The organism is Parasphingopyxis algicola (genome assembly GCF_013378075.1).
Lineage (GTDB): Bacteria > Pseudomonadota > Alphaproteobacteria > Sphingomonadales > Sphingomonadaceae > Parasphingopyxis > Parasphingopyxis algicola.
On record NZ_CP051131.1, the window covers coordinates 790707 to 810426 of the forward strand.

The following is a 19720-nucleotide window of genomic DNA, read 5'->3' on the forward strand; positions in this document are numbered from 1 at the left end:
CCAAGGGGAGGTGGCGGCCCGTAGGGTCGTCGGAGGGGTATCAGCGGCTGCACAGCGCAACAGGTCAACTGTTATACCTCCCCATCGCTTCGCGGTCCCCCTCCCCTTGAAGGGGAGGAGTTGGCGGCTTCAACAATTTGGATGACTACAGCGTCAAGGTCGAAGAAAATCCGTTGCGCGGGAATCCGCACGACTTTCAGCTTTCTGTCGCTGAACCAACGATCGCGTCGGACATCCTTTGCGGGCCGGTCGACCATATCATGCGAAGAACCATCGATCTCAATCACCAACCTCGCCTTGTGACAGAAAAAATCGGCGACGAACGGCCCTGCAGGATGCTGGCGGCGAAACCTCCAGCCACCCGGACGTTTACGGAGCTCCCGCCACAAGATTATCTCCGGCGGACTCATCTCCCGACGTAAACGCCGGGCACGCGCAATCGTTCTTTTCGGGCCGCTTAACATGCCAAATCTTCCGTCCGAATGCGCTGGTCAACGAAGGCCACGCGGTAATTATGTGTGGCAAGGATTTCGCCAGACGAAAGCGGTGATACCCCTCCACCGCCTTCGGCGGTCCCGCTCCCCTTGCAGGGGAGGATCATCACGGCCGGTTCACCCATCGCCGCGCCCGTACCATTCCTGGAGCCGCATCAGCTGGTCATACTCGCCATAGGGCGCATATTCGGGATGCAGCTTGGCGGTGAAGGGTTCATCGCCGATCAGCCATTGTTCGGCGGCGGTCGCGAAGACGGACGCGGCATGGGCGACGAAATTGTCGGCCGTGATTTCCGCGTCGCCGCGCTTGCGGAACGGTTGCTTCACATAGCCGAACCCGTCGCCATCCTTGCCGAGCGACCAATATTCGAACACCGCCGCGCCGCCCTCGACACCGTCGAACGCGCCGCGATCCGCCAGCAGGCCGAGCAGGCCGAGCTGCATCGCAAACCCCGCTTCGACGGCCGCAGGGCTCGGCGGCTGCCCGGTCTTGTAATCGATAATGGCAAGCGAACCGTCGTCCAGCCGGTCGATCCGGTCGGCCTTGCCAGTCAGTGTCACACCGGAAATCTCGGTCTTTCCGTCGACCTCCGAGGCAATCGGCACCCGCCCCGCCGCGATATCGGCCCTTACCCTTTCGGTCATCCAGCGGATCGGCTCGATCAGCCGCGGCCGCCACAAGGCGCGCATCAGCGGATGGGCGTCGCTCGCATCGAGCAATGTCTCCGCGCGCGCGACGAGCTTGTCGGGATCGCACCGGTCCTCGCGAAACCAGTCTTCGAGAATCTGATGAACCGCGGAGCCGCGCCAAGCCGGGCTGGGCTCGGCATCGACCGGATCGAGCTGTGAGAGCTTCAGCATCGTCTGCGCGTAAAAGGCGAAGGGATCGGCCTTGAGCCGGTCGACCTTGGTCACCGATATCTTCCGGGGGCGATCTGCGAGCGGCGGACGGGGCGCCGGGCGTTCGGTGGGCGCGATTTCCCGTCCCCGGTCGATCGATTGCGCCCAAGCCTTGAAACGCGGTGCGCGCGTGAGCCCGCCGGTCATGGCTTCGAGCCGGAGCCAGAAGCGGCTGGCGATGGCGGGCGCGCTGGCATCGCGCCGCGCGCGGGTGACGAGCACCTGCCGCCCGCCGAGCGCGCTTGCAAAATCGTGCGCGGCGAGGCCGATCCGACGTTCGAGCCCCGGCAGGCCGAGTTCGGCGCGCAGGCGCGGCGCCAGCCACGGGTCGGGGGTCGGCAGGTTCGGCCACACGCCTTCGTTGAGACCGCCCAGGATCATCAGGTCCGCCTGTTGCAGCCGCGCCTCGAGCACACCCCAGATGAACAGCCGCGGATGGCCTCCCTGGGGCGGGCGGATCGCGATATCGGCCATCAGATGGGTCAGCAGCGGCGCGAGATCCGCGATCCCGGCATCGGCGGGGCCGAGCGCCGCCTGCGCCTCGCACTCGGCGACGAACCGCGCGGCCTCGCGTCCATCGGGACCCGACCAGACCGCATCGCCCGCAAGGCGGGTGGCGGCTTTGCGGAGCGCAGCGACGAGACCGGGCAGGTCTTTCGTCCGGCCGGCCGCCCGTTCGAGCGGGGCCAGCAGTTCGGCGGTATCCTTCCACCATCGGAGCGTGGCGGCGAACGCCGGTTTGGCCTGGTCACGCGCATCGGCCAGCAGTTTGCCGAGATGTGCGGTCACCGCGTCGAGGCCGGGTCTTGGCCGCGGACCGCGCATGGCGATATCGAACCGCCGCACTTCGGCAAGCCAGCTGCCCCGTCCGTCGCCCGCCCGCACCAGCGGATGCTTGAGCAGCGCAAGCAGCGGCACCGGCGCGAAACGCTCAGCCGCGGCCTCGGCGAGCGCAAAGAGCAGCGTGCCCGGCGGCTCCTCGGAGAGCGGACGGCCGGCCGAGTCGTCGGCTTCGATTCCCCAGCGCTTGAGATGCGCGGAGACGCGCCGCGCGAGCGCGCGATCGGGCGTCACGAGCGCCGCCGTGCGCCCGGGCTCTTCCAGGGCTTCGCGCATCGCGATCGCGATCACCTGCGCTTCTTCGGCCGGAGTCGCCAGTTCGAGCCCGCGCATGCCCGACAGCCGCCGTTCGCGCGGCGGCAGGTCGTTCCATTTGCCGGTATAGTTGGCAGGCGCCATCGCATTGCCGATCGCTCGGGTGCGCACCGCCGGGGAATCGCGGCCGCCGCCCCAGCGCCAGCGCGCGACTTCCGCGCGCGCCACGCCCATCCGGTCGAGCAGCAGCTTCAGCGCGAATTGCGGATGGGTTTCGATCGACCGTGTGCGGAAGCCCGTTTCGGGGTCGGGCTCATGCGGGCCGAGCGCCTCCCACTCCGCTTCCGGCATCGTGATATCGAGCGCCGGCAGCACGACCATGCCGCCCGCCATGCGCGACACGGTGCGCAGCACGCCGGCCACGGCGGGCGAGGTCGAAGCGATGCCGGCCGCGACCACGAAACCGGGCGGCGGCGCATCCTTCCATCGTTGCGCCACATGGTCGAGCAGCCGGTTGCGGCGCTCGGCCATGTCGATCCTGCCGAGCCGTTCGAGTTCCGCCGGCCATTGTTCGAGGATCACGGCAAGCTGATCGAGCGACACCTGCCAGTGATGCGACAGATCGGCCTCGACACTGTCGGCGAGCGAATTCGGGTCCGCCTTCTCGATCAGCAGCTGGTCGAGCGTCGTGCCGAGATCGCGGGCGAGGCGCACGGCTTCCCCGGCATCGACCGGATCGTCCATCCGGCGCCGGACCTGCTGGACCAGCGTCGCAAGCCGCATCGTGCGTTCGAGCGGCGGGATCGCGGGCGGAACATCCGCCCCCTCCCCCATCGGATCGAGCGCGCTCCCCAGCGTCTCGGCGATTTCCGGATCGCCGATCGGTACCAGACGCGGCAGGAGCAGGCCGGTCTCGGCGCGCCGGACAAAAGCGTCCTGGATAGCGCGCGTCGTCCGGTTGGTCGGTACGAGAATGATGCCGCGGGCGAGGCCGAGCGGGTCTTTTCCGTGGCTTTTGAGCAGACCGGCGGCAAGCGCGTCGGCAAAGGCCCGGTGGGGCGGGATCGTGTAAACGCTGGGGTGAACGGCCTCAGCCATCCACGAGCATGGCCTCCGCCTTCTTGATCGCGGGCGGCGTGCCGATATCGAACCACAGGCCCTGATGCGCGAGGCCGTAGGCGCGACCCTGTTCGATCGCACGGTCCCAGAGGATGTTGGTCGAGAACGGTCCTGCCGGCGCATCGTCGAACAGGCGTTTGGACAGCAGCTGGATACCCGAATAGACGAACGGTGCGATCTTGCCGCGCCCGCGCCGCGAAATCCGGCCGACGCTGTCCATGTGGAAATCGCCGCGGCCCCTGTGGCAATGGGCATGCGCCTGCGGGACGAGGAGCAGCAGCGCATCCATCCTGTCGGGATCCCAGCGCGCGGCGAGCAGCCTGAGCGTATCGCTCGGTCCGTCGATCCACATGACGTCCGAGTTCAGGACGAAGAACGGATCGGCGTCGATCAGCGGCAGCGCCTTGGTGACCCCGCCCCCCGTTTCGAGCAGCTCGGCGCGCTCGTCCGACACGGTGATGTTGATATCGCCGCCGCGCCGCGCGACATGCGCCTCGACCGCATCGGCGAGATAATGGACGTTGACGATCGCCTTGGCGACGCCGGCATCGCGCAGCCGGTCGAGCACATGATCGAGCAGCGCGCGGCCCTGTACCTGGATCAGCGGCTTCGGCGTCGTCGCCGTCAGCGGCCGCATCCGCTTGCCGAGGCCCGCCGCCATGACCATCGCGGTATCGACGGCCGGACCTTCGGCCGCCGGACGGATCGCGAGGGGCGCGGTGAATTTGTTCATCGCGGCGATCCCCCCTGCCAGGCGTCTGCCCGCTTCCCCATCGGTACATTCGCCGAGAACCAGGCGGTAACCGGCGCGAGAGCCGGATGCCGCAAGTCGCGCTCCAGATATTTCCAGACCCGCGCCTGATAGGACAGGTAGCGCGATTTGCCGTCGCGCTTCCACAGCCGGGTGAAGATACCCAGGATCTTGGCGTTGCGCTGCGCGCCGAGGATCGCATAGGCGGCGTCGAACGGAGGGCCGCCATCCACCGGGTTGGTCACGCGGTAATGGGTGAGCATATTCTCCTCGAGCTCGCGGGTGACATCGCGGCGCGCGTCCTGGAGCAACGATACGAGGTCATAGGCCGGATGCCCGGCCAGCGCGTCCTGGAAATCGAGCAGACCGAGCGCCCCGATCCCGTGCCGCCCTTCGAGCAGCATCAGGTTTTCCGCGTGATAGTCGCGCAGCACCGTGACCGGTTCGGGGAAATCCACGATCGGCGCGAGCACCTTTTGCCACGCCGCATCGAACGCCGTCTCATCGACGATCAGGTCGAGCGCCGGGGCATACCATTCGGTGAACAGCCGTGCCTCGCGCAGATATTCGTCCATCGTATAGGGCGGCAGATCGCCGGCGCCGGAACGGTGCAGCACTCCGAGCAGGGTCACGGCATCGCGATAGATGCGCGCCTCGCTCTCCGGCGCGGCGTCGACGACCTCGCGCATCCGCGCGTCGCCGAAATCCTCGAGCAGGATGAGGCCCTGCTCCAGATCGCTCGCCATGATCTTGGGCGCGGCAAAGCCGAGCCTGTTCAGATGTTCGGCGACATCGATGAAGGGCCTGCTGTCCTCCTTGTCGGCCGGCGCATGCATGAGCACGGCGGTCCGGCCGGGCGCGACGACGCGAAAATAGCGGCGGAACGAGGCATCGCCGGCGAGCGGCAGCAGCGCGCCGTCCACCCAGCCATTGGCGGCGAGGAAATCGGGCGCGGATTCGGGATTTTTCATGCTGGTGGCCATCGCGTCTCCCAAGCGGGCGGAACCGTCGCTGTCAAGCGCCGAGCGGCGGACCGCCCATCCCCGCCCGCGCCCCGTTTATGCGCGATGGAAAGGTGCAGCCGCAACGCATCCTCCCACAGTCCCGCGCCGAGCCGTTCGGGCCATTCGATCAGCATCGCGACCTCCCGCCGCGCCTCGTCCAGCCCCAGTTCCAACGCCTCTTCCGGGTCTTCGAGCCGATAGAGATCGATATGCCAGACGGGAATGCGCGTTTCGGGCGGCTCATAGGGCTGGACGATGGCGAATGTCGGGCTGGGTGCTTCCGTTTCGAGGCCGAACGCCTGCAAAATGCCCCGCGCCAGCGTCGTCTTGCCCGCGCCGAGATCGCCGAACAGGGCGATAGCATCGCCGGGACGGAGGATAGAGGCGATGCGGGCGCCGAATGCGAGCGTCGCCTGTTCGTCCGCCAGTATCAACTCCTCGCCCATGCCCTTTCCGATAAAGCCAATGGGCGCGCGGCGGAAGCCTGTTTCGGGCCAGACTGTACGGACGATGGGCGAACCATCTTCGTCCGCAAATGCTCTTCCCTTTATACCGCAATGCAACACTGCTAGACAATCAAGCGCTTAGAAGAAGGAGTATCCGTGCTACACGAATTGTCCGATATCGATACCGACAGACTGCATAATGTGCGTTTCCCTAAGGAATCATCGTACGACTTCGATCAGAACCAGGCCTTTTTCTTCCTCGAAGAGGATGGCGAGGAACGCAAAATCCGGTTCCACGATTATGATGCGATCTACGACCGCCCCGGCCTTTACGAACAGCTCTTTTACGACCGCCTGCAATGCGCATCTCCTCAACGCGTAGTCGATGCGCTCGCCAATGCCGTAAAGGAGGCCGAGGATCGGGTCGAAACGCTGCGGGTACTCGATCTGGGCGCTGGAAACGGCATCGTCGGGGAGGAACTGAAACGGTTCAACGTTGCGCGGCTGGTCGGCGCGGACATCATTCCCGAAGCGGAACAGGCGGCCACGCGCGATCGGCCCGGCGTGTATGACGATTATCTGGTGGCCGACATTACCGCGCTCGATGCGAAGCAAAAGCAGTCGCTCGAGGATTGGCGGTTTTCGGCGATGACCACGGTGGCGGCCCTGGGCTTCGACGATATTCCCGCCGAAGCCTTTCTGAGCGCGGCCAACATCATTTCGGACCGGGGCTGGATCGCCTTCACGATCCGCACCGATTTCCTGTCCAACGAAGACGCATCGGGCTTCGCGCAGCTGATCAAGGCGCTGCTCTATGGCGATCTCGTCGAGCTGCACCATCTCGAACGCTATCGGCACCGGCTGTCGATCGACGGCGATCCCATTTTCTACTTCACGATCATCGCCAGAAAACGCGGCCCGCTCTCGAGGGATTTGCTCGACGGCTGACGGATTACAGTATCACGGTGATAGTGCACTTAATTCATTTACGAGAGTGAGGCTGGCAACGACTTCGCGGCAGTTAAGTGCACTGTCACCCTGTCACCGAAATTACCCCCGCCCCAGCACAATCGTCACGAACGTCCCCTCGCCCGGTTCGCTTTCGAGTTCGAGCGTTCCGCCATGCGCCTCCACAAACTGTTTCGTCAGCGGCAGGCCGAGGCCCAGCGCGCGCGACTGCTGTTCGCCCGCGCCGCGGTGGAACCGGTCGAAGACGCGGGCCTTTTCGTTCTCCGCGATGCCGACGCCATTGTCGGAGATAGTGATCCGCGCCTCGGTCGTCGTGCCTTCGGCGTGGAGCAGGACGCGGCCGCCTTCGGGCGTATAGCGGATCGCATTGCGCAGCAGATGGTCGAGCGACTGGCGCAACCGACGCGCGTCGCCGGTCACGCTGCCCACCGACCAGTCGATCTCGGCGACGAATTCGTGGTTGCGGGCGGCGGCCCGCTGACGCGCATCGGCGGCTGCTTCCTCGCAGACCAGCTGCAGATCGACCTCGGCCTTCTCCATCGGCAGATCCTCGGCCTCGCCCTGGGCGAGATCGAGCACCTCGTCGATCTGGACGCGCAGCGTCGCGACGGAATCGAGGATCGCCTTCACATAATCGCCCGCCTGTTCGGGCAGCTCGCCCGCATAGCCGCCGTCGAGCATCTCGGCGAAACCCGCGATCGAGGTTAGCGGCGTGCGCAGTTCGTAGCTGATGTTGGAGACGAAAGCCGTCTTGAGCCGGTCGGCGGCCTCGAGCGCCTCGTTGCGCTCGATCAGCGCCGCCTCGATCCGCTTGCTGTCCGAGATGTCGAGCAGGGTGAACAGCGCATTGCCGTCGGGCAGCGGCACCGCGGCAAAATCGAAATAGCGGCCGTCGCGCAGGGCCAGCCGGCCGCCCTGCTGCTGCCGCTCGCTGGTGGCGACGCGCACCGCATTCTGGATCGCCTCGGCACTGCCGCCGCCGAGAAACTGGCCGGCAATCGCATCGGTGAGATCGTCCACCCGGGGATGCGCGGCGAGCGTCTCCTCGGCAAACCCCCAGATCTCCCGAAACCGCCGGTTCCAGATATGGAGCCGCCCGTCCGCCGCGAACACGCCGATCGCCTCGGAAAGATTGTCCAGTGTCGCGGTCCGGACGCGCAGCAGGATATCGCGCGCGCTCGCCAGCTGCGCCTGCTCGGTCCGGTCCTCGAAGATCAGCAGCAGGCCGCCGTCCGGCAGCGGCTGGGCCACCACGCGCAGATGCGTGCCATCGGTCAGCAGCCAATTCTCCTCGATCGGCTCGTCGCCCGACTGGAACCATTGGCGCCGCTCGGCCTTCCATTCGGGGAAATCGCGCGCTTCGGGCACCCGGTCCGCCTCTCGCATCCGATCGAGTACGCGATCGAATTCGGGGCGGTCGGCCAGCCATTCGGTCTTCATTTCGAAGATGCGCTGAAACGGCTGGTTGGAAAAGATGAGCGTGCGATCCGCACCGAACTGCGCGACGCCGGCCGAGAGCAGGTCGAGCATGTCGCGCTGCGCCCGGGCGAAGCGGCCGAGCTCGGCGCGCGCCTGTTCGAGCTGCTCGACATCGACGGCATAGCCGGCGACCCCGGCTTCTCCCAGCGGCACGTCGACGATCTGCATCATCCGCCGTTCACCGCCCAGCGTCGCCGGAACGGTGCGGACATGCGCCTTCTCTTCCTCCCGGACGCGCGCCGCGACCGCCTGGGCGCTGTCCCGTCCCGACATTTCGACCAGTTCGAGCCCGCGGGCGATCACCTCGGCCGCATTCTCCGCCTCGACGGCGCGGACATAGGCCTGGTTGACGAGCGTGAGGCGCAGATCCGGAGCGCGGTGCCACATCGGGAAGGGCGCGGCCTCGATCAGCCCGGACAGCGCGTCCAGCGCCTCGACCGCCCGGTCCGCGCGGCTGGTCAATGCCAGGATCTCGCTACGGGTGTCGGTGGCGTCGAAGATCCAGATCATCGCCGCCTGGTTGCCGCCCAGTTCGTCGGGCGCAGGCCCGCCCTGCGCGTACAGGATGCGGTCGGAACCAGTGACGCGCAGCTCCATCCCGAACGGCTTGGCCGTGCGGCAGGCGGCCTTCACGGTTTCCGAAAAATCGGCGAATCGGTCCTCGCTGAGTACGTCCTTCAGATCGGCGAGGCGCTTCGGCGGCGCCGAGAAGCCGAGCCATTCGGCGAGCCCGGGGCCCGCATCGATCCGGCCCTTCAGGTCGATCACCAAGAACACGGTCGGCGCGCTTTCGAGCAGCATGCCGCCCCGCCGCGCCGCCGCCGCGGCCTGCTCGCCCGCCGCCTTGCGTTTCAGCCCGAGAACGGTCGCCCAGACGGCCAGGCCCAGCCAGGCGGCGAGCAGCATGCCGGTGAAAACGGCCGCAGTCGTCGAAATCGTGATCATTATGCGCTGCCGCCCCGAACCATGGGAGCGCTTCTAGCCCCTCGATGGGGGGTTCGGGAAGACGCGATGCCCGCCAGGCTGGGAGTGATCGGGCGAATTACCGCCCGTGCCGATTACCCGGGCGGGACCGCTAAAAGCTAAACCGGGCTCCGAACCGGAAGTCGCGACCCGCAAGCGGAACGAAATCCTTCGTGAAGGAGGCGTGGCGCCGCGCGTTAACGTCGAAGAGATTGTTGACCGACGCAAACAGCGATGTGCCGTTCGCCCGTCCCCAGGGCCGCCAGGCGATCGACGCGTTGACCAAGGTGAAATCGTCGGTCGTTGTTTCGAACGCCGCGACGCGATCCTGTTCGGCCACCCATTCCACTTCGGCGCGGGCGTCGAAATTGTCCGACTGGGCTTCGAGACCACCCAACAGGCGCAACGGCGGTATCCGTGGAACCGGGCCGCCGCCATTTTCGATGCTCGCGCGGACATAATCGGCCACGGCGTCCGCATTGATCCGGAACTCGCCAACTTCGGCCAGGGTCGCGGAAATCTCGGCTTCAAAGCCATAATAGGTCGCATCGCGCTGGAAATATTGGAAGACCGGGAGATCGTCTTCCTCCTCGCCCGTTGCGGTATCGAAAATGAAATCGTCGAACCAGCTCACATAGCCCGTCAGCGCAAAGTTCACGCCGCCGGCTTCGCCGCGAATATAGCCTTCTAGCCCGATGCTCTTTTCAGTGTCGAAATTGGGGTTGCCGATCTCGAATGCCTGGGTCGCGATATGCGGCCCGTTGGAGAACAGCTCTTCGGCCGACGGCGCGCGTTCGGCGCGCGAGAAGTTCGCGCCGATGATGACGCCGGGCGCAACATCGACATTGGCGCCGATCGCGCCGGAAAAGGCGTTGAAACTGCGGTCGACGCCGACCGGTCCGGAGCTGACATTGGTGTGTTCGTAACGACCGGCCACCTCGACATGAAGCGCGCCGACATCAAATTCCTGCAGCGTAAACAGGCCGACCTGCTCGGTATTGTTTTCCGGTACAAAGGCTTCCGCCCCGATCGCATCGAAATCGCGAACATAGAGCTGTGTGCCGATGACACCGCGCCAGCTTCCCTGCGCACGCTGGACAAATTCGAGCCGCCCTTCAAAACCATCGACGAAGAACCGGGTGCCGACCTCATCACCCTCGAATTCGGTATGGGTATAGTCCGAATAGCCAAGGCGGATACGGATGCTGTCGAGAAAGCCGTTGGCAACCCGGATCTCACCGCGCAGATCGGCGCGAATTTGCTCCAGATCGATGGTGACGGGGCCTTCTTCCTCTTCTTCCTCTTCACCTTCTTCTTCGCCCTCTTCATGGGCATGTTCGGCGCCGGGACGAGCCGGGATACCGTAATCGCTGCCGAAATAGCTGACCGATACGCCAATATTGCCCCATTCCTCGATCAGCGCGAGCCCGGCACCGCCGGTGAGCGTTTCGACCGCCGAGTTGGGAATGGTGCCGCGGAGATTGGCGAGTTCGAGCGCTTCTTCCGCCTCACCGAGATTGCCTTCCTCGGTTTCTTCGGCGGCGATTTCGAGCTGTTCGGCCCGCAGCGCCGGCGAAAGCGCGAAGCCGGATATGTCGAGATCATCGCTGTCGCGATAGCTGCCGTCGACATGCAGGACGAGATTGGACGTCAGGGGAAGGTCTACGCCGCCCGCAATGCTCCATTCGTCCGCAGCGGACCCATAGGAAGTGACCGCGTCGATATGGATCGGTTCGTCGGGAATTTCCCGCGGAATACGCCGGTCGAATACGTTGACCGCGCCGCCGATGGCCTGGCTGCCGAAGAGCAGTGCCGCCGGGCCGCGCAGCACCTCGATCCGGTAGGCGGTGATCGGATCGATAGTAACGGCATGGTCGGCCGAGGTGTTCGACGCATCGATCGCGCCGATACCGTCAGTCAGGACGCGGATCCGCTCACCCTGAAAGCCGCGCAACACCGGCCGCGACGCGCCGGGCGTGAAAGAGGTGGCCGAAACACCCGGCAAGGCGGTGAGCACATCGCCGATCTGAGGGCGGATCGCCTGATCAAGATCGGTTCCCGACAAGGTCGACGTGCCAGCGAGCAGATCGAGTTCGTCAACAAAGGATGCAGTCACAACGATCTGCGCACTGGCATCGCCGTGAAAATCATCGCCGGAGGGCTGTTCGCTGGCATCCTGAGCGATGGCGGGAACGGAAAGAAATGCGACGCTTGCCGCGAGAACGGCCTTGGCCGAGAGGGAATGTCTGTAGGTCATGCCGGTGGCCTATTCGGTATGTGACAACATATCAATCGCAGATGAGAACGGTTCGTCTAACGGACGGGGCGGTTCATCGATCCGTCCGCCCCCTGCCCGTCCCAGACAAAAAAGGGGCGCCCATCGCACCGGATGGACGCCCCTCTCGATCGGGTTCGGCTTCGCCTAGTAGCGATACTGGTCCGTCTTGTACGGCCCATGCTGTTCGACGCCGATATAGCTGGCCTGCTCTTTCGAGAGCTCGGTCAGCTGGACACCGAGCTTGTCGAGATGGAGCTTGGCGACCTTCTCGTCGAGATGCTTGGGCAGCACATAGACCTGATGGCCGTAGGTGCCGTGATTGGTGAACAGTTCGATCTGGGCAAGCACCTGGTTGGTGAAGCTCGCCGACATCACGAAGCTCGGATGGCCGGTCGCATTGCCGAGGTTGAGCAGGCGCCCCTGCGAGAGGAGCAGCATCCGCTTACCGTCCGGGAAGGTGTACATGTCGACCTGCGGCTTGACCTCGACATGTTCGAGATTCTTGAGCGCGCCGACCTGAATCTCATTGTCGAAATGGCCGATATTGCCGACGATGGCCATGTCCTTCATCGCGCGCATATGATCGAGCGTGAGGACATCCTTGTTGCCGGTCGCGGTCACGAAGATGTCGGCGCGCGGTGCGGCCTCGTCCATCGTCACGACTTCGAAGCCGTCCATCGCTGCCTGCAGCGCGCAGATCGGATCGATTTCCGTCACCATCACACGGGCGCCGGCGCCGCGCAGCGATGCCGCCGAGCCCTTGCCGACATCGCCATAGCCGGCGACGCAGGCGGTCTTGCCCGCCATCATCACGTCGGTCGCGCGGCGGATGCCGTCGACCAGCGATTCCTTGCAGCCATATTTGTTGTCGAATTTCGACTTGGTGACGCTGTCGTTCACGTTGATCGCCGGGAAAGGCAGCTTCGCCTGCTTGGCGAGTTCGTAAAGCCGCAGGACACCGGTCGTCGTTTCTTCGGACACGCCCTTGATCGCGTCGCGCGTCCTGGTGAAGAAGCCGGGGCTCGTTTCAAGGCGCTTCTTCAGCACCTTCTGCATTTCCTCTTCTTCCTCATTGGTCGGCGCGGGCATGTCCTCGCCCTCTTCGACGCGCGCGCCCCAGATGATGTACATCGTGGCATCGCCGCCATCGTCGAGGATCATGTTGCAGGGCTCTTCGCCCCACTGGAAGATGTGATCGACATATTCCCAGTATTCGGCCAGCGTCTCACCCTTCTTGGCGAAGACCGGCACGCCCGAGGCCGCGATCACGGCGGCCGCATGGTCCTGCGTCGAATAGATGTTGCACGAGGCCCAGCGCACCTCGGCGCCGAGCGCCGTCAGCGTCTCGATCAGCGCGGCGGTCTGGATCGTCATGTGGAGGCAGCCGGCAATGCGCGCGCCCTTCAAGGGCTGCTCCTGGCCATATTCCTCGCGCGTCGCCATGAGGCCCGGCATTTCGGTTTCCGCGATATCGAGTTCGCGCCGGCCGTAATCGGCGAGGCCGATATCGGCGACAATATAATCCTGTTTGGCTTCAAGGACGTCGGTGGCCATGAAGAAGGCTCCTGTTCGAATAGGTCAAAAAGAAAAGCCGCGCATAGCAGCAGCGGCCGTCATGCACGCCTATTTACAGGCCTCCGCCCGGGATTGCAAATGGAATATAAAGAATTCTTTATATGTGAAATCCGGAGAGGCGATGAAGCCTCGCTGGCAACCGTAAGCGCCGTTGCACGCCGAAACGCATGTTCTGTTTGAAACCGCAAACCCGCCCGGCTTCCTAGAGCCGATCGAGATCCTCCGGTTCGCCGATAACGGAGATCAGATCGTCTCGGCGCAACGCCAGATCGCCGCGCGCGATGATCAGTTCTCCGTCGCGCTCGATCATGACGATCAGGCACGAAGCGGGCAGATCGATCTCGTCGACCCTCCGGCCGGCCTTGTCAGCGATCGACGGGATGTCGGCCACCGGGGCGTGCAGGAAATGGTCGTCGCGGACCAGCACGGCATTCATCGCCTGTTCGTCTGCGGCCGCGAGCCAGCGTTTCTCAAAGCGGTCGCTGCTTGCGATTTCGGCGATATGGCCGGCGATGCGCAGATCGAGGCCGACCGGTTCTTCGGGCACGAGCAAGATCATCGCCGTATGCAGGTCATAATCGGTGTCGAACGACAGGCGCGCACTGCCGCCGAACCGGAAGACGAACAGCTTGGGGTTCTCGATCAGCCCAAAGGTGCGGTGCATGAGCAGGATCCGCGGCAGGATCCGGTGCCTTTCGAACGGCGCGTCGGCGAAGGCGGCGCGCAGATCGTCCGGATCGATATCGAACCGCTCTTCGGCGATGGTCACGGTCCGCTCCAGCAATATGTCGAAATCGAAATGGCCCTCGCCAATATCGATCATCGCGGATCGCGCGATCACGCGCTCATAGGCGAGATTTTCGTCTGCCGTCCGATCATGCACGATCGACATGAGTTCGGTTTCGATGCCCTCGTAGCGGGCCCTGCCGAGCTGTTCATGCACATGGAAGATGGCGCCCCGGCGACGCACCTTGTCGGCCGCATAGAATTGATACCAGAGCGCGCAACCGATCACGATCATCCCGGTGAACGCGATCGACAGGATGCCCATCTCGATGATCAGCCAGAAGGCGATCAGGATCCCGGCGACCGGCAGCCAGGGATAGAGCGGCGTCCTGTAACCGGGCTTGTAGGAATCGATCCCGCTCTGGCGCATCACGATCACGGCGATGCAGACGAGCCCGAACAGCAGCAGCTGGAACGCGCTGGCGAGTTTCGCAACCGACGCCACGTCGAACAGAACGAGCACGGCGATCATCGTCGCCACGGTCAGCGCGATGGCGAGCGTCGGCGTCTCGAACCGGCTGAGGCGGGACAGCTTTTCGGGCACCAGCTTGTCCTTGGCCATCGCATAGGGATAGCGCGAGGCCGACATGATCCCGGCATTGCCGGTCGATGCGAAGGCGGCGATCGCCGACACCACGATCAGCAACACGCCGAGATCGAACGGCATCCAGCCGAGAAACGCCGCCGCGCCGTCGGCCATCGGTGTGAGGCTGCCGAACAGCGCGTCGGGCTCCAGCAATTTGACGAGGATGAGCGTGCCCAGCGTATAGATCGCCGTCGCGGTGACGAGCGAGAGCAGCATGCCGAGCGGAATGTTGCGATCGGGATTTTCCACCTCTTCGGCAACGCTCGCGACCTTGGTCAGGCCGGCATAGGATACGAAGACGAGCCCCACCGTGGATACGAAACCGACCAGGCCGCCGGAGAAGAATGCGCCATAATCCCGTTCCGGCGCAAAGACAGCCGGCACGCCAACTTCGGCTAGGCCAAGAATCGTGAACGCGCCGAGGATGACGACGAGGATGGTGACGAGGATCCGTTGCAGGAACGTGGTTTCCTTGGCGCCAAGATAATTGACCGCGCCGAACACCAGGGTGAGCACGACCGCGGTGATGGTTATCGGAACATCGAGATACAGGCCGAGATAGGCGCCCATCCCGACCAGCGCGAAGGCGCTTTTGAAGACGACGGCGATCCAGGACCCGAGCCCGCCGATCGTTCCCATGAGCGGGCCCATCGCCCGGTCGAGAAAGAAATAGGTGCCGCCCGATTTCGGCATGGCGGTCGACAGTTCGGCCATGCAGTACATCGCCGGCAGGATCAGGAAACCCGCCGCCAGATAGGCGAGATACACGGAATTGCCGGTATCGGCGGCGGCGATGCCCGGCAGGAGAAAAAGTCCGGACGAGAACATGGCGCCGGTCGCCATCGCATAGACATCGAACAGTTTCAGATTCTTGGAAAGCTTGGCCTGTCCCTGGGTTTCGGCTTCACCGGCCATCGTTCTTTTCCTACGCAAAAAATGGTTCCGATTCCATCCCTTAGGCTTGAAGCGCTGGAACAGGCAATGAAGACCGCAAGCAGCAGCGGCCAATTCTGCTTCGCATCCGTTGTTCGGACACCGCCGCCCCTTCAATCGCGAAAGCGCGCACCGCGTTTCAGGACCGATATCCCGGCGCCCGGTTCAGCCGATCGGTGCGGTCTCGAATGCAGCGAAGACCTCCGTCAGCCCGCGCGGTTCGGCCATCCGCTTCAGGCGCGAAAGCGTTTGTTCGACATCGAGGCTGTAGGTGATCACCGTGGACGCCTTGGAGCGCGTCTCCGCGCCGAGGGATTTGACGAGCGTTATCGCCGGCGTGTTGGCGTAGAGGATGTCGAACGTCAGCTCGGTGAGACCGGCCGCCCGGCAATCGAGAACCAGCGCGGCGAGCAGCAGGCGGGCTATGCCGCGGTCGTGATACCGATCGAGCACGGCGATGGCGAGATCGGCGGTATCGGAATCATGGCTGCCGCGGATGGCATGCGCGGCGGCGACCGGCGGCTGGCCGTCTTCGTCGGTCATCACCGCGCCCCAGGCGATATGATCGAACCCGTCGACGGCCGACAGACGCTCGACGACCGAAGGCGGCGCGCTCTTGAAGGACGAGAAGAACCGCAGATAGCGGGAGCGGTCGGAGAGCTCCTGGATACCCCGCTCTATCGCCTCCTCGTCCGACGGGCGGATCGGGCGCAGGCAGATCGGCGCACCGTCGTCGAGATGCGTTTCCACCGCACGCGGACGGTTCCGGAAATCGACACGGGCGGGCATGCGTTATCCTTTCCGGCTTTGCCGAGCGGCGGGGCGACCGGAAGACTCCATATCCGGGATTCGCGCGGATGTCCCCGAAAAGCCGACATGGCGATGCCCGATTTGAACCGGCCCCGTGGCGAAAACGCGCGGCTACGCCGGATTGCGGGGGTTCTAACGCATGATCGACGAACCCAGGCCCGCCTCGATGAAACCGGCGCCGAACACATCGCGGATGACCGCCAGCGCATGTTCGCCCGTGCAGTGACCCGGCGCGATATGGCGCACCCGCCACTCGTCGCGCAGCGCTTCAGCGACGCGCCGGATCTCGCGATCGTCGGCCGGCAGCAGATGGAGGCCGCCGATGATCGTGTCGACCGACCGCCCCGTGGCTTCGGTCGCCGTCCGGACGATGGTTTCGATCGTCGGATGGCTGCAGCCGACGATCAGGACCAGTCCGTTTTCGGTTTCGATCGCGAGCGACAGTTCCTTCACGTCGAGATCGACGCCCCAATGGCCGTGGTTGGCCATCAGATAGGCGAAGGCGTTCGCACGTGCATGGAAGAGCTGGTGAAAGATGATGGTTTCGCTCCATGGGCGGGGCGGCGGCGCTTTCCGCCGCCCCGCCTCGGGGGGATGGTTCGCGACCCTTTTTGCGGTCAGGCCGCGTCCGCCATTTTCGGCTGGGGCACGATGCGCATGTACGGGAGCCGGCTGGTCCAGGAGCCGAACATCTCGGCCGCCTGTTCGTCGCCGATCGACGGCAGGATGAAGACGTCTTCGCCCGGCTGCCAGTTGGCCGGCGTCGCGACCTGGTTGTTTTCGGTCAGCTGCAGCGAGTCGAGAACGCGCAGCAGCTCGGCGAAATTGCGCCCCGTGCTCATCGGATAGGCCATCGCCATGCGCACCGTCTTGTCGGGCGCAATCATGAAGACGGTCCGCACCGTCGCATTGTCCGCGGCGGTCCGCTCGTCGGAAGAACCCTCGGCATCGGCCGGCAGCATGCCGAACATTTTCGAGATCGCAAGGTCCGTGTCGGCGATCATCGGGAAGGCCGGCATGAAGCCCGTCACCTTCTGGATGTCCTGCGACCAGTCGTTATGCCGCTCCGCGCCGTCGACGCTGAGGCCCATCAGCTTCGCGCCACGCCGCTCGAACTCGGCCGACAGGCGCGCGGCCTCGCCGAGTTCGGTCGTGCAGACCGGCGTGAAGTCCTTCGGATGCGAGAAGAGGACGCACCATTTGTCCGCCATCCAGTCGTGAAAATCGATCGCGCCGCAATTCGTTTCGGCGCGAAAATCGGGAACCGTGTTTCCAATAGTCAGCATGATTGTCCGTCCTTTCGGTTGTGCGATGGACGGCGTGATAGGGCGGCATCGATCCTGCAGTCACGCAGCTTGTTTTCGACCTCGGGTTGCAATTTCGCAGGATCGGGAACAGAAGTGTGATCTCAATGCATTGGGACGATCTTCGCATCGCCTCGGCGATCCTGCGCAGCGGCAGCTATGCCGGGGCGGCGCAGCAGCTCGGCCTCAACGAGACCACCGTTTCGCGGCGACTCGCCCGGCTCGAGGGCGATCTGGGGTTCAAGATCTTCGATACCGCCGACGGCCAGCGCCGCCCGACCGCGGCCGGGCGCCGCGTGCTCGAAGCGGCGAAGCGGATGAAGAAGGAGGCCGAGCGGCTGCGGATCCCCGAGGAGGCGGACCGGCCGGTGGTGCGCCGGCGGATCGCCGCCGTGGAGGCGATGGCGACCCATTATCTCGCGCCCGGGCTATCGTCGCTGATCGCCAAGCACCCGCACCTCCATATCGAGATCCTGCTGTCGACCGAGCTGGCGAGCTTTTCCCGCTGGGAGACCGATATCGCGCTCCGGCTCGCGCGGCCCGAGCGCGGCAATCTCGTCATGCGCAAGCTGACCGATTTCGAATGGGTCCTGGTTCGCCCGGCCGACCGCGAACCCGCCTTCGTAACCGGCTATTCTTCGCAGCACCCGAAAAAGGAGGAACGCGAGACGCTGCGCGCCAAGGTCGGCGTCAAGCTCCCGATGATCATCGTCAACGGCATGTCGCCGTCCAAGCGGATGCTGCTCAATGGCGACGGCATCGGTTTCCTGCCCGATTTCATGTGCGGCGACCTTTGGGACAAGCCCGAACTGAAGCTCGAGCGCCTCGGGCTCACCCGTCCGATCTGGCTGCTCGTGCAGGAGCATCTGCGCGACGATCCGGACACGCGCATCGTGACCGACTGGCTGGCGGACGTCTTCGACACGTTCAAATAGAGTCAGCCGTCAAGTGAAGTCGGCCGGACCGATCCGCCGCCCGATCAGGCATGTCCCGCGTCATGCGCCAGCAGCGCCGGGTCGACGCCCGCCCTGCGATAGCTCTCCGCCCAGCGTTTCTCGGCCTCGGTATCGAACAGGATGTCGGCATCGCCCTCGGCGGTGAACCAGCCGTGACGGGTCATCTCCTCGTCGAGCTGACCCGGCGACCATCCGGCATAGCCGAGCGCGGAGAGCCAGCGTTCGGGCCCCCTGCCCTCGGCGATCGCGCGCAATATGTCGAGCGTTCCGGTCAGTCCCCATTTGTCGCCGACCTGCACGCTATCCTCGCCGCCCCAGTCGAGGCTGTGGATGATGAACCCGCGCTGCGGCTCGACCGGCCCGCCGAGATGCACAGGCGCGTCCGGCGCGTCGCCGACCTCGATCTCGAGCTGGTTCAGCAGCGTATGGAAACCGACATTGGCGATCACATTGCCGATCCCGATGCCGAGCGCGCCCTGCTCGTCATGCGCGCACATCGCGATGACGGCGCGCTCGAACCGCGGATCGCCCATGCCGGGCAAGGCGAGCAGCAACTGGCCGGAGTAGAAGGTCGGTGAATCCATAACCGGGACTGTAGCGGGTGGGCGCTTCGGGTCCAGTGTATCCCGGCCCGAAACGCACCCCATACGCCCCGAAATGACTACCCGGCCGACGCCGTGCTCGTCTCGCAGGTCGGCAAACCCGTTTCGCGATCCAGCGCCACCTGCTCGTCGAACGTCGAGGCCGCAAAGAAATCCTGCTGCCGCGCGATCAGGCCGTCCTCGATATCGAAGATCGTGACGAAGGCCATTTCGAATGGACAGCCGAACCATGCGCCGCTCATCACGCCGTTCACCGCGACACTTTGTCCGTCCACCATCACCTTGTCGATCTGCCACTCGACGTCGCGATAATTGGATTCTGGCGTTCCCAACTGTCCGAAGACACCCATAAGACCGTCGTGCCCCCGGACGTCGATACGGAACGTCGGATCGACGAATTCCACATCCTCGGCATAATGGGTCAGCAACTGCTCGGCCGTGACGCCCGGACGAAGATAGTCGCCGTAATAGCTATCCACCCATTGGCGGAGCGCTGCGTCGTCCACTTCGCTCACATCGTCCGCAGCTTGCGCGCAGGACGCCAGAGCCACGCATAGTAGCGGCCAGATATATCGCATGTCCGTCTCTCCCCATTGCGACGACACGCATCGGAGTATCAGACACGCGCGGAATTACAGCGGGGCGTTCGACCGGTCAGCCGACATCATCG

General features: G+C 64.7%; 16 protein-coding genes. 2 read left to right on the plus strand and 14 right to left on the minus strand.

Annotated features, from left to right (window positions below):
- Positions 1–71: 71 nt before the first annotated feature.
- The 5 genes from HFP57_RS03880 to tsaE form a co-directional block, all read right to left on the minus strand.
- On the minus strand, positions 72–464 hold the full coding sequence (locus HFP57_RS03880; protein ID WP_176868566.1) for an endonuclease domain-containing protein: 393 nt from the start codon (positions 462–464) through the stop codon (positions 72–74).
- A 147-nt stretch (positions 465–611) separates the two neighbouring features.
- Positions 612–3587 carry a double-strand break repair protein AddB gene (gene addB, locus HFP57_RS03885; RefSeq protein ID WP_176868567.1) on the minus strand — a complete coding sequence of 992 codons (2976 nt, stop codon included), beginning with the start codon at positions 3585–3587 and terminating at the stop codon, positions 612–614.
- On the minus strand, positions 3580–4341 hold the full coding sequence (locus HFP57_RS03890; protein ID WP_176868568.1) for a nucleotidyltransferase family protein: 762 nt from the start codon (positions 4339–4341) through the stop codon (positions 3580–3582). The genes addB and HFP57_RS03890 overlap by 8 nt, the downstream gene beginning before the upstream one ends.
- The gene (locus HFP57_RS03895; RefSeq protein ID WP_425500726.1) at positions 4338–5342 is read right to left on the minus strand and encodes an aminoglycoside phosphotransferase family protein; all 1005 of its coding nucleotides are present in this window, start codon (positions 5340–5342) and stop codon (positions 4338–4340) included. Before HFP57_RS03895 ends, HFP57_RS03890 begins: the two co-directional genes overlap by 4 nt.
- On the minus strand, positions 5327–5809 hold the full coding sequence (gene tsaE / locus HFP57_RS03900; protein WP_176868569.1) for a tRNA (adenosine(37)-N6)-threonylcarbamoyltransferase complex ATPase subunit type 1 TsaE: 483 nt from the start codon (positions 5807–5809) through the stop codon (positions 5327–5329). Before tsaE ends, HFP57_RS03895 begins: the two co-directional genes overlap by 16 nt.
- Positions 5810–5965: 156 nt before the next feature.
- On the opposite strand from tsaE, the gene HFP57_RS03905 reads away from it, so the two are divergent.
- On the plus strand, positions 5966–6757 hold the full coding sequence (locus HFP57_RS03905) for a class I SAM-dependent DNA methyltransferase (RefSeq protein ID WP_218135069.1): 792 nt from the start codon (positions 5966–5968) through the stop codon (positions 6755–6757).
- A 102-nt stretch (positions 6758–6859) separates the two neighbouring features.
- Here the strand turns inward: HFP57_RS03905 and HFP57_RS03910 are convergent, their stop codons facing one another.
- The 7 genes from HFP57_RS03910 to HFP57_RS03940 form a co-directional block, all read right to left on the minus strand.
- Entirely contained in the window at positions 6860–9202 is a 2343-nt protein-coding gene (locus tag HFP57_RS03910; protein WP_246263340.1) for a sensor histidine kinase, read from the minus strand.
- 130 nt (positions 9203–9332) lie between these two features.
- A complete protein-coding gene (locus HFP57_RS03915; RefSeq protein ID WP_176868570.1) occupies positions 9333–11477 on the minus strand; it encodes a TonB-dependent receptor in 2145 nt (714 codons plus the stop codon).
- A 165-nt stretch (positions 11478–11642) separates the two neighbouring features.
- Positions 11643–13052, minus strand: a complete 1410-nt coding sequence (gene ahcY, locus HFP57_RS03920) for an adenosylhomocysteinase (protein WP_176868571.1) — start codon at positions 13050–13052, stop codon at positions 11643–11645.
- Positions 13053–13275: 223 nt separating this feature from the next.
- Complete coding sequence (locus HFP57_RS03925; protein ID WP_176868572.1) at positions 13276–15360, minus strand: amino acid permease; 2085 nt, start codon at positions 15358–15360, stop codon at positions 13276–13278.
- 183 nt (positions 15361–15543) lie between these two features.
- Positions 15544–16167, minus strand: coding sequence for a GNAT family N-acetyltransferase (locus HFP57_RS03930; RefSeq protein ID WP_176868573.1), 624 nt, complete (start codon positions 16165–16167; stop codon positions 15544–15546).
- Between the two features lie 153 nt (positions 16168–16320).
- On the minus strand, positions 16321–16677 hold the full coding sequence (locus tag HFP57_RS03935) for an MBL fold metallo-hydrolase (protein WP_176868574.1): 357 nt from the start codon (positions 16675–16677) through the stop codon (positions 16321–16323).
- A gap of 128 nt (positions 16678–16805) precedes the next feature.
- Positions 16806–17474: a peroxiredoxin gene (locus HFP57_RS03940; protein ID WP_176868575.1), complete on the minus strand. Its 669-nt coding sequence runs from the start codon at positions 17472–17474 to the stop codon at positions 16806–16808.
- Positions 17475–17599: 125 nt separating this feature from the next.
- On the opposite strand from HFP57_RS03940, the gene HFP57_RS03945 reads away from it, so the two are divergent.
- Complete coding sequence (locus tag HFP57_RS03945) at positions 17600–18427, plus strand: LysR family transcriptional regulator (RefSeq protein ID WP_246263587.1); 828 nt, start codon at positions 17600–17602, stop codon at positions 18425–18427.
- Between the two features lie 44 nt (positions 18428–18471).
- On the opposite strand, the gene HFP57_RS03950 is transcribed toward HFP57_RS03945, so the two are convergent.
- A complete protein-coding gene (locus HFP57_RS03950) occupies positions 18472–19032 on the minus strand; it encodes a YqgE/AlgH family protein (protein WP_176868577.1) in 561 nt (186 codons plus the stop codon).
- Positions 19033–19109: 77 nt separating this feature from the next.
- Positions 19110–19628, minus strand: coding sequence for a nuclear transport factor 2 family protein (locus HFP57_RS03955; protein WP_176868578.1), 519 nt, complete (start codon positions 19626–19628; stop codon positions 19110–19112).
- Positions 19629–19720 lie beyond the last annotated feature (92 nt).

Bases quoted from the DNA above. Each gene is read 5' to 3' on its own strand.
- HFP57_RS03955 (WP_176868578.1), bottom strand. From the start codon at position 19,628: ATGCGATATATCTGGCCGCTACTATGCGTGGCTCTGGCGTCCTGCGCG.
- HFP57_RS03910 (WP_246263340.1), bottom strand. From the start codon at position 9,202: ATGATCACGATTTCGACGACTGCGGCCGTTTTCACCGGCATGCTGCTC.
- HFP57_RS03925 (WP_176868572.1), bottom strand. From the start codon at position 15,360: ATGGCCGGTGAAGCCGAAACCCAGGGACAGGCCAAGCTTTCCAAGAAT.
- HFP57_RS03890 (WP_176868568.1), bottom strand. From the start codon at position 4,341: ATGAACAAATTCACCGCGCCCCTCGCGATCCGTCCGGCGGCCGAAGGT.
- tsaE (WP_176868569.1), bottom strand. From the start codon at position 5,809: ATGGGCGAGGAGTTGATACTGGCGGACGAACAGGCGACGCTCGCATTC.
- HFP57_RS03880 (WP_176868566.1), bottom strand. From the start codon at position 464: ATGTTAAGCGGCCCGAAAAGAACGATTGCGCGTGCCCGGCGTTTACGT.
- HFP57_RS03950 (WP_176868577.1), bottom strand. From the start codon at position 19,032: ATGGATTCACCGACCTTCTACTCCGGCCAGTTGCTGCTCGCCTTGCCC.
- HFP57_RS03915 (WP_176868570.1), bottom strand. From the start codon at position 11,477: ATGACCTACAGACATTCCCTCTCGGCCAAGGCCGTTCTCGCGGCAAGC.
- addB (WP_176868567.1), bottom strand. From the start codon at position 3,587: ATGGCTGAGGCCGTTCACCCCAGCGTTTACACGATCCCGCCCCACCGG.
- ahcY (WP_176868571.1), bottom strand. From the start codon at position 13,052: ATGGCCACCGACGTCCTTGAAGCCAAACAGGATTATATTGTCGCCGAT.
- HFP57_RS03930 (WP_176868573.1), bottom strand. From the start codon at position 16,167: ATGCCCGCCCGTGTCGATTTCCGGAACCGTCCGCGTGCGGTGGAAACG.
- HFP57_RS03895 (WP_425500726.1), bottom strand. From the start codon at position 5,342: ATGGCCACCAGCATGAAAAATCCCGAATCCGCGCCCGATTTCCTCGCC.
- HFP57_RS03935 (WP_176868574.1), bottom strand. From the start codon at position 16,677: ATGGCCAACCACGGCCATTGGGGCGTCGATCTCGACGTGAAGGAACTG.
- HFP57_RS03940 (WP_176868575.1), bottom strand. From the start codon at position 17,474: ATGCTGACTATTGGAAACACGGTTCCCGATTTTCGCGCCGAAACGAAT.
- HFP57_RS03945 (WP_246263587.1), top strand. From the start codon at position 17,600: ATGCATTGGGACGATCTTCGCATCGCCTCGGCGATCCTGCGCAGCGGC.